This window comes from Streptomyces sp. NPDC050433 (assembly GCF_044458565.1).
Lineage (GTDB): Bacteria > Actinomycetota > Actinomycetes > Streptomycetales > Streptomycetaceae > Streptomyces.
Genome location: NZ_JBITIB010000026.1, coordinates 52,801 through 67,589, shown reverse-complemented (window position 1 = coordinate 67,589; position 14,789 = coordinate 52,801). Strand labels below are relative to the sequence as shown.

At 69.6% G+C, this 14,789-nt stretch carries 11 protein-coding genes; 7 read left to right on the top strand and 4 right to left on the bottom strand.

Features of this window, described 5'->3' with window-relative positions:
* Positions 1-22: 22 nt before the first annotated feature.
* Positions 23-403, bottom strand: coding sequence for an SMI1/KNR4 family protein (locus tag ACIBLA_RS28000; RefSeq protein ID WP_399200237.1), 381 nt, complete (start codon positions 401-403; stop codon positions 23-25).
* Between the two features lie 56 nt (positions 404-459).
* Positions 460-588 (bottom strand): CoA-transferase, encoded by a 129-nt coding sequence (locus tag ACIBLA_RS27995; RefSeq protein WP_399200236.1) that lies wholly within the window; start codon positions 586-588, stop codon positions 460-462.
* Between the two features lie 377 nt (positions 589-965).
* Between ACIBLA_RS27995 and ACIBLA_RS27990 the strand changes: the two genes are divergently transcribed.
* The 5 genes from ACIBLA_RS27990 to ACIBLA_RS27970 all read left to right on the top strand — a co-directional run bounded on the left by ACIBLA_RS27990 (position 966) and on the right by ACIBLA_RS27970 (position 10,036).
* On the top strand, positions 966-2,681 hold the full coding sequence (locus ACIBLA_RS27990) for a ThuA domain-containing protein (protein WP_399200268.1): 1,716 nt from the start codon (positions 966-968) through the stop codon (positions 2,679-2,681).
* Positions 2,682-2,780: 99 nt separating this feature from the next.
* Positions 2,781-5,282, top strand: coding sequence for a PQQ-dependent sugar dehydrogenase (locus tag ACIBLA_RS27985; RefSeq protein ID WP_399200235.1), 2,502 nt, complete (start codon positions 2,781-2,783; stop codon positions 5,280-5,282).
* Positions 5,279-8,071 carry a glycosyl hydrolase family 95 catalytic domain-containing protein gene (locus ACIBLA_RS27980; RefSeq protein ID WP_399200234.1) on the top strand — a complete coding sequence of 931 codons (2,793 nt, stop codon included), beginning with the start codon at positions 5,279-5,281 and terminating at the stop codon, positions 8,069-8,071. Before ACIBLA_RS27985 ends, ACIBLA_RS27980 begins: the two co-directional genes overlap by 4 nt.
* 163 nt (positions 8,072-8,234) lie before the next feature.
* On the top strand, positions 8,235-8,822 hold the full coding sequence (locus tag ACIBLA_RS27975; RefSeq protein ID WP_399200233.1) for a SigE family RNA polymerase sigma factor: 588 nt from the start codon (positions 8,235-8,237) through the stop codon (positions 8,820-8,822).
* The gene (locus tag ACIBLA_RS27970; RefSeq protein WP_399200232.1) at positions 8,819-10,036 is read left to right on the top strand and encodes a hypothetical protein; all 1,218 of its coding nucleotides are present in this window, start codon (positions 8,819-8,821) and stop codon (positions 10,034-10,036) included. Before ACIBLA_RS27975 ends, ACIBLA_RS27970 begins: the two co-directional genes overlap by 4 nt.
* On the opposite strand, the gene ACIBLA_RS27965 is transcribed toward ACIBLA_RS27970, so the two are convergent.
* Entirely contained in the window at positions 9,994-11,283 is a 1,290-nt protein-coding gene (locus ACIBLA_RS27965) for a hypothetical protein (RefSeq protein WP_399200231.1), read from the bottom strand. The genes ACIBLA_RS27970 and ACIBLA_RS27965 overlap by 43 nt on opposite strands.
* A 122-nt stretch (positions 11,284-11,405) precedes the next feature.
* On the opposite strand from ACIBLA_RS27965, the gene ACIBLA_RS27960 reads away from it, so the two are divergent.
* Both ACIBLA_RS27960 and ACIBLA_RS27955 read left to right on the top strand, forming a co-directional pair.
* Positions 11,406-12,656, top strand: a complete 1,251-nt coding sequence (locus ACIBLA_RS27960) for an exo-alpha-sialidase (protein WP_399200230.1) — start codon at positions 11,406-11,408, stop codon at positions 12,654-12,656.
* Positions 12,657-12,992: 336 nt separating this feature from the next.
* Positions 12,993-14,024 carry a zinc-binding alcohol dehydrogenase family protein gene (locus ACIBLA_RS27955; RefSeq protein ID WP_399200229.1) on the top strand — a complete coding sequence of 344 codons (1,032 nt, stop codon included), beginning with the start codon at positions 12,993-12,995 and terminating at the stop codon, positions 14,022-14,024.
* Here the strand turns inward: ACIBLA_RS27955 and ACIBLA_RS27950 are convergent.
* Complete coding sequence (locus ACIBLA_RS27950; protein ID WP_399200228.1) at positions 13,993-14,778, bottom strand: class I SAM-dependent methyltransferase; 786 nt, start codon at positions 14,776-14,778, stop codon at positions 13,993-13,995. The genes ACIBLA_RS27955 and ACIBLA_RS27950 overlap by 32 nt on opposite strands.
* Positions 14,779-14,789: the final 11 nt, after the last annotated feature.

The following is a 14,789-nucleotide window of genomic DNA, read 5'->3' as shown; positions in this document are numbered from 1 at the left end:
GAGAGAGCTGAAGGGCCCTGCCTCACATTCCGGCCACCAGGATGTCCCGCGCCGACGAGTGCGCGCCCAGCTCCTTCTCGTAGCTCACGCCGAAGCCCATGGGGTCCCCGTGCCAGTGGACGCCCTCGGTCGTGCCCATCAGACAGACCGAACGACCGGCGCCCCGCCAGCCGTCGGACACCGCCAGAAACGAGCGGTACGACGGCGGCAGTGTGGCACCGAGCCGCTGCTCCAGCGCGGCGATCCGCTCCTCGCCGGCAGGCGGAAACCCGAGCCCCGCCTCGATCCTCCCCGCCGGACCGTCCTCGTCCCCGTCCTCCTCGGCTTCCTCCCTCGTGCTCGGTGCGGCTGCCCACTCCGCGTTCCACCGCTCCAGAAATGATCCCCACCCCACGATCTCCATGTAACTCATAGTGACATCGACCACTGACAATCGGTCGCCCGCAGGGTCGGTACCGGTCAGAGCCACCGCGCCGGATCGGTACCCCAGAGGGACGGCGAACGGGTCCAATCACCGGGCCCGCCCTCGTAGTTGACCGGCGGCATGACGTAGCGCAGCCGGCCGTTCGGCGAGGGTGTCTCGGCCATCCACGCCTCCGGACTCCCGCCGTCCCCGTCGCCGTCGACCTGCTGCTCAGCCTCCGGCCCCGGCTCCGGCCGGATCGCGGCGGCGAGGAGATCCGATCAATCGACGTGGCCGATTCCCGCCCCCTGTACGGCAGTTGAGGGCTGTCCTCGCCCGGCGGGCGGTCAAGGGGACATTTTGTCATGGAGGAAAACTAATCTTCGGATAGTTCGACGCCGACCCTTGACCCCCCTATACCTCCGATGTTCACTACGCCTGACGACGACGCCGCCTCGTCGCAGAACAGCGCTCCGCTCAGCCAGCGCCTCCGGGCGCCCCGAGAGAGGACCGGATCGTGCGTCTTGTGTCCCGCGCCCTGATCGCGCTCGTCCTGGCGGCCATGTCGCTCGTCGCCGTACCGCAAGCACCACCCGCCGAAGCCCGGACGGCCCCGGCCCCCACCGAAGCCCGGGCCCCCGCCCCCACCGCAACCCTGACCAAGGTCCTGGTGTTCTCCAAGACCGCCGGATTCCGGCACCCGTCGATCCCCGCCGGAATCGCCGCCGTCCAACGGCTCGGCGCCGCCAACGGGTTCAGCGTCACCGCCACCGAGGACGCCGGCGCGTTCACGGCCGCCAACCTGGCCCGGTACCAGGCGGTGATCTGGCTCTCCACCACCGGCGACGTGCTGAACGCCGCGCAGCAGACCGCCTTCGAGTCGTACGTCGGAAGCGGCGGCGGCTACGTCGGCGTGCACGCCGCGGCCGACACCGAGTACGACTGGCCCTGGTACGGCGGCCTCGTCGGCGCGTACTTCGCCTCCCACCCCGCCACCCAGCAGGCCACCGTCAAGGTCGAGGACCGCGCGTCCGCCGCCACCTCGCATCTGCCGCAGCGCTGGACCCGTACCGACGAGTGGTACAACTACCGCGCCAATCCACGTGCGGCGGTGAAGGTCCTCGCCAGCCTGGACGAGGCGTCGTACACCGGCGGCACCATGGGCGATCATCCGATCACCTGGTGCCAGGACTACCGGGGCGGCCGGTCCTGGTACACCGGCCTCGGCCACACCGAGGAGTCGTACGCGGACCCGGCCTTCACCACCATGCTGCTCGGCGGTATCCGGACCGCGGCGCGCGCCACCGCCGCCGACTGCCGCCCGGAGAACGGCTACATCCCGCTGTTCGACGGCAGCCAGGCCAGTCTCGACACGTGGCGGCAGGCCGGCGCCGGAAGCTTCAGCCTCGCCGACGGAACGCTCTCCTCGGTCGGCGGCATGGGTCTGCTCTGGTATCCGGTGAACCCGTTCGCCAACTACTCGCTCAAGGCCGACTGGATGATGCCGGGCGACGACAACGGCGGCGTCTTCATCGGCTTCCCCGATCCGCAGGGCGACCCGTGGAAGCCGGTCGACCTCGGCCACGAGATCCAGATCGACGCCTCCGACGACGACCCGACCCGTACCACCGGCAGCGTCTACAGCTTCCAGGCCCCCGACACGGCGGCGCGCGCCGCCGCGCTCAACCCGCCCGGCTCCTGGAACAGTTACGAGATCGCGGTGCGCGGCCGGCACGTCGAGGTCCATCTCAACGGCGTCAAGATCAACGACTACACGAGCACCCGTGACATCGCGCTCGGCCATATCGGTCTCCAGAACGACGGTGCCGGTCTGGACATCAGCTACCGCAACGTCCGTATCAGGCAGGACGACGCGCAGGCCACCGATCTCGCGCGCGGCAGGCCCGTCACGGTCACCAGCGTCGAGCCCGGCAGTACGCATGTGGGCGCCAACGCCGTGGACGGCGACTCCGCCACCCGCTGGGGCAGCGCGTACTCCGACCCGCAGTCGATCACCGTCGACCTCGGCGGCGTCCGTACGCTCCAGCGGGTCCGGCTCAACTGGGAGACCGCCCACGCCACGGCGTACACGGTCCAGACGTCGACGGACAATGCCAACTGGCGCACCGTCAGCGCTGTCACGGCGGGCAACGGGGGTCTCGACGAGATCGCCGTGAGCGGCACCGGACGGTACGTACGGGTCCAGGGCACCGCGCGCGCCACGCAGTACGGCTACTCCCTCTGGGACCTGAACGTGTTCGGCACCACCACGCAGTAGATCGACCGCCCGGACGACCTGGCGCGCGGCAGTTCGCCTTCGCCGCGCGCCGGGCCGTCGGGGCGCCCCCACACCCGCGATCGGCCCCCTGGAGGTTCCGTGTTGTCGCGCGCTGTCGCCTACCTGACCGCCTTGTTAACCCTGTCCGCACTCCTACTCGCCCCCAGAGCCGTCGCCGCCCCGCAAGCGGTCGCCCCGCCACCCACCAGCGGCTTCGAGAAGGTCAAGCTCGACGGCGGGCTCGGCATGGGCGAACCGATCGAGCTGGCCGTACTGCCCGACGGCAAGGTCCTCTACATCAACCGCGGCACCAGCGCCGCCGGCGGCCAGGTCCGCCTCTACAACCCGGCCACCAAGTCCACGACGGTCGCGCTGACCCTCCCCCTGGACGCCCGTTTCGAGGACGGGCTCATCGGCATCACCCTGCACCCGAGGTTCGCCACCACCGGCTGGGTGATGCTCTTCTACTCGCCCAAGAGCACCCCGCTGGTGAACCGGATATCCCGCTTCACCTTCAGCCAGAGCACCAACACCATCGCCCCGTCCAGCGAAGACATGATCATCGAGTGGCCGACCGAGCGTGAGATGTGCTGCCACTCGGCCGGCTCCATGTCCTGGGACACGGCAGGCAATCTGTACTTCGCGGTCGGCGACAACACCAACTCCGGCGGGGACACGCAGGGCATGGCCCCGATCGACGAACGCCCGTCCCGGCACGCGCAGTTCGACGCCCAGCGCACCTCGGGCAACGCGAACGATCTGCGCGGCAAGATCAACCGTATCCACCCGGAGGACAACGGCACCTACACCGTCCCCGACGGCAACCTCTTCGCCAAGGGCACCGCGGGCACCCGCCCCGAGGTCTACGTCATGGGCGTACGCAACCCGTACCGCGTCTGGGTCGACAAGAAGGCGAACAACACCCTGTACTGGGGCGAGGTCGGCCCCGACGCCGGCGCCACCATCCCCGCGCGCGGCCCGGCGGCGTACGACGAGTTCAACCGCGCGACCGGCCCCGGCAACTACGGCTGGCCCTACTGCGGCGGCCCCAACGTGGCGTACAACGACTGGGACTTCGCGGCCAACCAGCCACGCGGCTGGTTCCCCTGCGGCGGGAGCACCGGCCCGGTCAACAACTCCCCGCGCAACACGGGCATCCAGCAACTGCCCCCCACCAAGACCTCGTTGGTGTGGGAGCAGCACGGCGGCAGCAAGGAGTGGCCGCAGCTCGACACTCCGGGCGGCTGCGGTTCGCCCAATCACACGGAGGTCTACCACTACGACGCGAACCTCAACTCCGACGTCAAGTGGCCGCAGTACTACGACAACAAGCTGCTGATCTCCGAGTACTGCCGTAACTGGATCAAGGAGGTGCAGTTCGACAACGGCAACGCCTCCACCGGTACGCCGACGGAGATCGAACCGGTCCTGGACGGCATGAAGTTCGTCCACCCGATCGACATGGAATTCGGCCCTGACGGCTCGCTCTATCTCCTCGAATACGGCAGCGGATACTTCTCCGGCGCCGAGGACGCCGGGCTCTACAAGATCAACTACGTGCAGGGCGGCCGGTCACCACTCGCCAAGGCCTCCGTGGACAAGGACAACGGACTCGCGCCGCTGGCCGTGACGTTCTCCAGCGCGGGCAGCAGCGACCCGGACAACAACCCCCTCAGCTACGCCTGGGACTTCACCGACAACGGCAGCACCGACTCCACCGCCGCCAGCCCGTCCTTCACCTATCCGTCGAACGGCAGCTTCCAGGCGAGACTCACCGTCAGCGACGGCACCGGACGCACCGGTACCGCGACGATCCCCGTCGTCGTCGGCAACAACCGCCCCACGCTGACGATTTCGCAGCCACCGGCGGGCGGCGTCTTCGAGTGGAACGAGAACGTCACCGTCACGGCGTCCGCGACCGACCCCGAAGACGGCACGGCCGGCCCGATCGACTGCTCGAAGGTGATCGTACGGATCGCCCTGGGCCACCAGGAGCACGCCCACGAGGTCGCCGAAGGCACCGGATGCTCCACGACGTTCAACACGGGACCGATCCACTCCGGCCTCGACGCCACGCAGTTCTACGTGGTGCGGGCCAGCTACACCGACAAGGGCGCGCCCGGCACCGTACCGCTGACCGGCGAGAAGGAACTCAGCCTGTGGCCCAAGAAGTGGCAGGCGGAGCACTACGCACAACTGTCGGGCCCGCAGCTCATCACCGCCGCCGGGGCCGAGGGCGGCAAGCGCCTCGGCGACGTGCAGAACAACGAGTGGGTCAAGTACCACCCGGTGAGCCTCAAGGGCGTCACCGGCATCAAGGCGCGGGTCTCCTCCGACAAGGCGGGGAACGTGGCGACCTTCCGGTACGACTCCGTCACCGGCCCGGTGGTCGCGCGCGTGACCGTGCCCAACACCGGCGGCTGGGAGTCGTACACCGAGATCAGCGTGCCCGTCACGGGCGCCGTCGAGCAGCCGCGCGATCTCTTCGTGGTCTTCACCGGCGGCTCCGGCGCCATTCTCGACCTCGACAGCTACACCTTCACCGGGCCCGGCATCAGCCGCCCCGCCACCGTGACCGCCCGTAGGAGTGATGCGCAGTGAGCGCAGTGACCACCGCGAGACCGTCAGCAAGAGGGACCACCGGTACGAGAACACGCGCCGCACGCCTCCTCGGCGCGTTCCTCGTCCTCGTCTGCATGCTGACCGGCCTGTCGGGCGTGTCCGGTGTGTCACCCGCCGTGGCCGCACCCACCGACGCCGCCTTCAACTCCTCGACCGGCGCCTTGAACGTGGACTACGCGAAGTACCTGTCCAAGCACGACATCGTCTACAACCGCCCGACCACCGAGCCCAAGCACGGCCTGACGGTCGGCAACGGCCGTACCGGCGCGATGGCCTGGCAGAACAACGGCCTCAACATGCAGGTGTCCGGCGTGGACACCTCGCAGCAGACCGCGTTCGGCGCCGGGCTGCTCAACCTCTCCACCACCCCGGCGATGGACAGCGGTTACGCCACTTTCCAGCAGCGCCTCTCCCTCTACGACGGCACGCTCACCACCACATACGACAACAACCGCACCGTCACGGTGATGGGCCGGCCCAACTCCGAGGTCATGGGCATCCACGTCGAGGACAGCCGCTCCGGGGTGTCCGCGATCACGCTCGACCTGAGCCTGTGGGACGTCGCGGGGCTCGGCAACAGCGGTGACGTACCGAACATCGAGACCTGGCGGACCGTGTCCACGTACGCGGACTCCACCGGCGCCGGACTCAGCCGAGGCCAGTCGGATCCGCAGAACTTCGGCTACACCCTCGGCGCGACCGTGGAGGGCGCCGCGTACACCGCGCGTGTCGTCGACGGCCGCAAGGTGCGGCTGTCGATCACGCCGGACTCCAGCTACACCATCTGGTTCACCGCCAGCAGTCGGCTCAACGCGGCCGGCCACGACTCGGTCGCGGAGGCGAAACGCGCGCTCGCCGAGGTCAAGGCCGCCGGATACACCAGCACCAACACCGCGTATCTCAACTGGTGGCACGCTTTCTGGCAGAAGTCGTTCGTCCAGTACTCCAACGGGTCCCGCGAAGCGGACTACATGGAGAACGTCTACTACCTCTCCACCTACATGATCGCGGCGGCCGGATACGGCAACTATCCGGCCCACTTCATCAACGGCGTCTTCCGGGCCACCGGGGACGCCACGAAATGGAGCAACGCGTACTGGTACTGGAATCAACGGGACATCTACAACTCGTTCCTCGCCTCCAACCACACCGATCTCATGGCCGGGTTCAACAAGCTCTACAGCCGTAATTTCGACGCGCTGAAGGCGTACACCCGCACCCGTTACAACGTGGACGGCATCTGGGTGCCCGAGACGATGGGCTGGGACGGCAACGCGCGCGGCACCGTCAACAGCGACTACACGAACAACATCTGGTCGACCGGCACCGAGGCCGCGTACAACATGTACCTCCAGTACACGTACACGAACGACACCAACTACCTGCGGAACACGGCCTATCCGTTCATGCGCGAGGTCGCCAAGTTCTACCAGGCGAAGCTGTCCTTCAACAGCTCGACCGGCAAATACCACGTGGCCACCTCCCACGCGCACGAGACGTACTGGAACGTGCCGAACGCGATCACGGACCTCGCCGCCGTACGCACCCTGTTCCCGCTCGCCATCAAGGCCGGCACCCAACTGGGCCTGGACGCCGGGCTGCGCCCGCAGTGGCAGAACATCCTGGACAACCTGATCGCGTACCCGTCCGACACGAACGCGAACACCTATCTGCCGCACACACCCCCGATCGCGCAGACGCGCAACAACGAGAATGTCGCGGCCGAGATCATCTGGCCCTACGACCTCACCGGCATCGGCTATCCCGACCAGCAGAAAGCGATCAACACCTGGAACGCCAGGCCGTTCCCGTACGGAAACGTATGGGCCAACGACGCGATCCAGGCGGCGCGACTGGGACTCGGAAATCAGACGCTCCAGGGTCTCAAAACCATGCTCCAGAAGTACCAGAACTATCCGAACGGCATGACCAGCAACACCAACGGCGTCTTCGAATACCTCGGTGTGCATCTGGCCGCGACGAACGAATCGCTGCTCCAGTCGTACAACGACAAGATCCGGGTCTTTCCCGCCGCCCCCACCGATTCCACCTTCGTAGGGAAATTCAGCCTGCTGGCCAAGGGCGGATTCATGGTCAGTTCGGAGAGGGAGGCGGGTGAGGTCAAGTACGTAGGAGTGAAAAGCCAGTTCGGCAACGCCGCCCGCGTCGTCAATCCCTGGGGGACGCAGGAGGTCAGGGTCCGCAGGACCTCCGACAACGCCGTCGTGACGACGTCCAGCAGCGCCGAGATCACCTTCAACACCGGGACGAACGAGGTGTACGTCGTCGAGCGGACCGCCAAACCGCTCAGCTCCTACACCCAGACGCAGCTCACCGGCACCGCGAACCAGGGCATGAAGTCCCTGGCCGGTACCAGCTCCACGCTGGGGTCGAACGCGACGGCCGACCCGATGGTGAACAACACGGCGCTGACGTACGACAACAACTGGCATCTCACCAACAGCCGCGGCTACGGCGACTTCAACGACGACACGCACCACAGCAACACGGTGGACGCGGTCGCGTCCTACACGTTCACCGGGACCGGAATCCAGTATCTGTCCGAACGCAACGGCGACATGGGGACGGTCGACGTCTATCTCGACAACGTCTTCCAGGCGACGGTGAATCTGCGGGCGGACGGTGCGAGACAGGTCCAGCAGGTCGTATGGCAGAAACAGGGACTCACAGGCGGCTCCCACACGATCAGGATCGTGAACCGCAGCACGTCGGTGGGGATGGTGGACGCGCTGCGCATCACCCCCTGACACCCCACCTCGGCCGCCGACCATGACCGTGGCCCCGCGCGGAGGGACGCCGCGCGGGGCCACACCCATGAGGAGGTCGGGGCACCCGGCATAGTGAAGGGCTCTCCCGCGCGTCAGTACGGGTAGGCAGGGCCGACCGGCCGGCCGGGAGAAGAAGGTGACGATGGATGCCACAGGCCAGGAGAGTTTCCTGGAATTCGTGACCAACAGGTCGACGGCGCTGCTGAGAACCGCCGTGCTGCTCAGCGGAGGCGACCGCCACGCGGGCGAGGACCTGTTGCAGAACGCGCTCATCAAGGCCGCCGACCACTGGCACCGGATCGACGAACCGGAGGCGTACGTACGACAGATCCTCTACCGGCAGCAGGTCAGCCGGTGGCGCCTGAAGGGCCGGCGCAGGGAACTCACCGTCGCCGAACCACCCGACCCCGGCACCGACTCCCGGACCTCCTCCGGCGCCGACGGCACGGGCGCCGCGGAACTGCGCCTGGTGATGCGTGACGCGCTGTCCCGGCTCACCGCGCGGCAGCGCGCCGTACTCGTCCTGCGGTATTTCGAGGACCTGCCCGAGGCGGACGTCGCCCGCCTCCTCGGCTGCTCCGTCGGCACGGTCCGCTCCACCACCCACCGCTCACTCGCCCGCCTGCGGGTCCTCGCACCCGAACTCCACCTGCTCGACGACCCGTCCGACACCCACCGGCAACAGCAGCCGCCGTCCCGCGACTTCGCCCCTGTGGAGGTACGACCGTGAACGTCGAGCAGCTCGTACGGGCCTCGCTGCGCGAGCAGGCCGCCGACACCGCCTCCGCGCCGACCGACTTCGCGGACCGCGTCCTCGCCGCACGGCGCCGCCGTACCCGACGCACCGTCACCGGGGTCGCCGCCGCCACCGTGCTCGTGGTCGCCGTCGCGGTGGGCGTGCCCCTCGCGCTCAACTCGGGCGACGTATCCACCCAGTTGGCGAGCGAGGCCTCACGCGGACAGACCCTCACCCATGTCGACCAGTCGCCGCCACGCGACCTGATCGCGGTCGGCGACCAGGCACTCGCCGCGTACTACACCTCCCGCCAGGCCAAGCAGCCCAACCGCGACACGATCACCACCCGCACCTACTCCCTGCTCGACCAGAGGACCGGACGCTACGAGGTGGACGCGCGCTGGTCCTACCTGGCGGTCGCGCCCGGCATGCGCACGGCGGCGGTCCTGGAGCGCGAACTGCCCGCCCACCGCGTCGGGATGCTCGACCTGGTCACGAAGAAGGTGACCCGCTGGATCCCCGTGGAGCAGGGCATCGGCTCGCTCGTCTTCTCGCCCGACGGTGAGAAGCTGCTCGCCACGACGTACGAGAAGAACCCGGACCGCGCCTACTGGTCCAAGAGGATCCCGGTCAACAACACGCCGGAGCCGCAACGGGTCGACAGCCGCACCGGATTCGCCGTCATCGACCTCACGAAGGACAGCGTGCGCTGGACGTCCCTGCCGACCCAGCGTCCGCCGGATTTCCCGTCAATGGGCTCCGGCCGCCCCCTGCTGTTCAACGCCGACGGGACGCTCGTGTACGAGATCGTCGACATGGAGCCCGTGAACTACCGTGACCTGCAAGGGAAGAAGGTGCCCACGCCGCCGAAGGAGAAGCACGTCGACCTGATGAGCGGCCCGGCCGGCCTCTCCCCGAACGGCGAACTCGTCGCGGGCGGCTTCGCCGGCGGTATGCGTACGACGGCGACCGAGGTCCTCGACCCCGGGACCGGCGAGCGCGTGGCCAAGCTGAAGGGCCAGGAACTCCTCGCCTGGGCCGACGACAAGCGGCTGATCGCCTGGGACATCGCGCCCGGCGGAGGGGAGTACGACAACCGTCTGGTACTGATCACGCTCGGCAGCGACAAGGTCGTCTCGCTGAGCGGAGCCCGTACGCCCAAAGACTACTCACCGGGCCGCTGGGAACCGATCTTCGCCAGGCGCTGACGGCGGAGCGCGGGCACCCACGGCACGACGCCGATGAGCAGCAGCAGCGACAGCAGGGGCAGGCGCCACCAGGACGAGAGGTGCGCCGGCGGAGGCTCCGGGGGCTCCGTGACCCACGGTCGTGCCGTCTTCGACCACGCCACGAACGCGTCGCCGATCGGCACCAGACCGAAGGCGTACCGCTTGGTCCACGGGGTGCTGACCGGCACGCCGAGCAACTCCCCGTAGTTGGCGATCCCCTCGGCCAGCGAGGCGTCGCCCTGGACCTGCGCGGCGCCGAGCGTGACGACCGTCGCCGACAGGCTCACTCCGAGGGGGAGCGGTCCGGAGTCGACGTCGGCCGGTCCGTCCCGGCCCTCGGGATACTCGCGCGTGGTGGGCCCGAGACCGAGCGGGGTGACGACGTAGCGCTCGCGGAAGCGCGTGTACTGCTCACGGGCGAAGGCGGGATCTATGTCGACAAGGAACCGCTGGATGATGCTCTGCGAGGTGCCTCTGGCCACCTCGACGGGCTCTCCGGTGTCGGGGGAGACGCGGTGCGGCAGTAGTCCCGTACGGGGGTCGAGACGCTGCCGCACACCGTCGAGCCACCGGTCCACGGTGCCCCCGAACCGGGCGGGCAGCAAGGTGTCGTGCAGCCGCAGCGAGGCCACGGCGACGGTCGAGTCGACGGGCCACGCCTGCCCCGGATACGCCGTCAGATACGGCGAGGCGGACTCCTCGAACGCGGCCCCGAGAGCGGCGGAGTCGGCCGCGAACCTCCGCACCTGCGCGGGGTCGCGCTCGCCGTCCGGCCGCAGCATGAGCGTGCCCCCGCGCAGCCAGTTGGTCCAGCCACGGTAGAAGACCCCGTACGACGGGGTCAGTCCCGGACTGAACGCGGCCCGCCCGGCCGCCGAGTCCAGCCGCGCCAACGCCCACCGAGCCTCCCGCAGAGCCTCGTCACGGGCCTCGCCGACGGGCTCCCGCATCCCCCACTCGACCCAGCTCAGCCCGTACAGGGCATGCAGGAAGAAGTACCCCTCGGGGAACTGCTGTTGGGCTTCGTCCCCCGCGCCCTCGTCCAGGGCGGCGCGTATGAAGGCCAGTTGCCCACGCACCCCGCCGGGCTCACCGTCCACCCCACCGGTCGCGGGCGCCACGACCCGTACGACTCCGAGCAGCGCACACCCACTGACGAGCACGGCGACCACCCGGCGCGCCCAACGCAGCAGTTGACGCGGGGTGGTTGACGCTCGCTCCGGCATCCGCCGATCTTAGGCGCCTTCCGGGCGCCCGCCGCGGGTCGGTCGGCGTGCATGTGTTGTTCACCCGGCGGAGGCGTGGTGTTCCGGGCGGTGAAGGCTGGGCCGGGGTGGGATGGAGGGTGATGAGACGTCGTGCGGTGAGTTGGGCGGGGCGCCTGGTCGTCGTCGGGCTCGGAGTGGTGATGGTGGGGTGCCAGATGGGATCAGGATCGGGATCAGGGTCGGCGACAGGCTCCGGTGCGGCGGGGGAGTGCGGTGCCGTGGACGTGTTCGTGTCCGGGGAGGGCGGCTACGACACCTTCCGGATTCCGGCCATGGTGGCGGTGAAGGAGCCGGGGTCCGGGCGGGACGTGCTGGTCGCCTTCGCCGAGGGGCGGCGGCTGGGGAAGGCGGACCACGGGGACGTGGACGTGGTGCGGCGCCTTTCGTACGACGGTGGGTGCACCTGGTCGGAGTCGCGGCCGGTCGCCGACTCCGGGCAGGACACGCTGGGCAACCCCGCGCCCGTGGCCGTCGGTGACGGCGGCCGGTTGGTGCTGCTGACCACGCGCAACGGCGGCGACGCCACGGAGTCCGCGATCATGACGGGGCAGGTCTCCCCGGAGGACGGGCGCCGGGTGTTCGTACAGTCCAGTGCCGACGCGGGAGCCACCTGGTCCGCCCCGCGCGAGATCACCGAGCAGGTGAAGCGGCCCGACTGGCGCTGGTACGCCACCGGCCCCGGTCATGGCGTCGAGCTGACCGCCGGACCCGGCGCGGGGCGTCTCGTCGTCGGCGCCAACCACTCCGTGGCCCCCGCCGACGGCAGTACGGACACGGGTGCGGAGCCACGCCACTACGCCGGGCACTCCCTGCTCAGCGACGACGGCGGCGAGACCTGGCGGATCGGGTACGTCGACCCGGCGGGTGACGGCACCCACCATGTGAACGAGACAGCCGTCGCCCAACTCCCCGACGGCACTGTCTACTTCAACGCCCGCGACCAGAAGGGCAGCGCCCCCGGCAACCGGGTCCACGCCTGGAGCCGCGACGGCGGCGCGACGCTCGCCGCCCCCTTCGAGGCCGCCACCGGCATCACGGCGCCGGCTGTGCAGGGCAGCCTCCTCCAGGCCGGCGGCCAAGTGCCGGACGCCCCACTGCTGATGGCCGCGCCCGCCGACCCCCGCGACCGGGCGTGGATGACCGTACGCGCGAGCCTCGACGGTGGCGCGACGTGGTCCACCGGCCACCGGCTCTCCGACGCCAAGGCCGCCTACTCCGACCTCGTCCAGCTGGACGACGAGCACGTCGGGATCCTCTACGAGACGGGGACGACCACGGCGTACGAGACCATCCGGTTCGCCCCGCTCCCGGTCGCGTCACTGGTCACGTAACTGACGACGGAGCCCGCCGAGGCCGGGTGAGGCCGTACGGTCCCCTCTGTCCAGGGTGACGGAACGCGACTCGTCATCCCTGCCACCAGCTTCTGCCGGGCCTAGGGAGCCCCGGCTCCCGCCATGTCTCCCTCCTCCGCCTTGCGATCGCACGCACCAACGTGACATCAGCCGCTGCTGCGGCGGCGCTCCCTGATCCGGCCTGATCGACAAGACACCCCCGGCCGCCACCACGTACGCGCGTGAAGCCGGTCCCGGGGCGGGCAGGGCGGGCAGGGCGGTGCGAGGCTCGCGGATCCGTTTGCCCCGGTGGCGCCCCGGTCGCAAGCTGGAATCATGACGTTCACCGTCTCCACGCCGGAGACGCAGCACGGTTGGGCCGTCGAGCGACCCGGCCCGATCGGCACGGGACCCCTGGTCCGTGTCGACCGGCGCACACCCACCCCCGGCCCCGGCGACCTGCTGCTGCGAGTGGAGGCGTGCGGCGTCTGCCGTACCGATCTGCACCTGGCCGAAGGGGATCTTGCGCCCCGCCGGCCGGCGACCGTTCCGGGCCACGAGATCGTCGGTCGCGTGATCGCGACGGGCGAGGCGGTCTCGTCGTTCCGTATCGGAGACCGGGTCGGTGGCGCCTGGTTGCGGGGAACCTGCGGGATTTGCCGCTACTGCCGCGCCGGGCGGGAGAACCTCTGCCCCCGGTCCACGTACACGGGATGGGACGCGGACGGAGGCTTCGCCGACCTGGCGCTGGTACCCGGGGCCTTCGCCTACCCGCTCACAGAGACCCAGGACGCCGCCTCGCTCGCGCCCCTCCTGTGCGCCGGGATCATCGGCTACCGCTCACTGCGCCGCAGCGCCCTGCCCGAGGGGGGCCGCCTCGGCATCTACGGCTTCGGCGCGTCGGCCCATCTGGCGGCTCAGGTCGCTCTGGCCGAAGGTGCCACGGTCCATGTACTGACCAGGTCGGCGCGGGCACGTGAGCTGGCTCTGAGACTGGGCGCCGCGTCCGCCCGCGGCGCGTACGACCGCCCGCCCGAACCGCTGGACTCAGCCATCCTGTTCGCCCCGGTGGGCGATCTGGCCCCCGTGGCCCTGGAGGCGCTGGACCGGTCCGGCACGCTCGCGATCGCGGGTATCCACCTCTCGGACATCCCGTCGCTGAACTACCAGCGCCATCTCTTCCAGGAGCGGAATCTACGCAGCGTTTCCTCCAACACCCGGTCGGACGGCCGCGAATTCCTCGCCCTGGCCGAACGGATCGGCATTCAGGTCACCGTGAGTCCGTACCCGATGAGCCGGGCGGACAAGGCGCTCGCCGACCTCGCCGCGGACCGCGTCAACGGCGCGGCCGTTCTCGTACCCGACTGATTCGACCGTGCGGCTCCGCGGTACCGCGCCGGGCCACGAACACGAACTCCCTGCCCGGCCGGTCAGGTGCGTCGCGTACGTCCTCGACGACGAAGCCTTGCTCGTGCAAGTCCCGCTCGATCTCCCTACGTTCGCGGAAGCGCAGGGTCGACTCCGAGATCAGTACGTCCCCGTCCACAGCGAACACATGCGTCCACCGGAAGCTCACCAGCGGCAGGCTCACGTCCGTCAGCTCGGCCCAGGTCTCGACGTGGCCGACGCCCGGGATGTCCGTCACGCGGTACGTGGTCTCGCGCGTCCACCCCGCCCACTCCTCCCACACGCGCCGCGCCGGATCGCGCGTCTCGAAGACAAGCCGCCCGCCGGGCCGCAGCGCCTCGTACGCGCCGCGCAGCGTCGTCCGCCACGCCTGCGGATCGGCGATCGCCTGGGCGACGTTCGCCGTCATCGTCACCAGGTCGATCCGCATGGGCGGCAGATCCCCCGCGTCACCGTCGAGCCAGCGCACCCGCTCCGCGCCCGGCTTGCCACGCGCGACGTCGACGGACGCCCGCGCGGGATCGATCCCGGTGACCGCAATCCCGCGCCCGGCGAGCAGCAGCGCGAACACGCCCGTACCACACCCGATGTCCAGCACGGACCGCGCACCGAACTCCCCCGCCATCGCGAGATACGCGTCGAGATCGCCGCGATCCGGATCGAGCGGATCGTAGATGGCGGCGAGGCGCGGATGCCCGAAAGCTGCGTCAACCATGCAGCCGAACG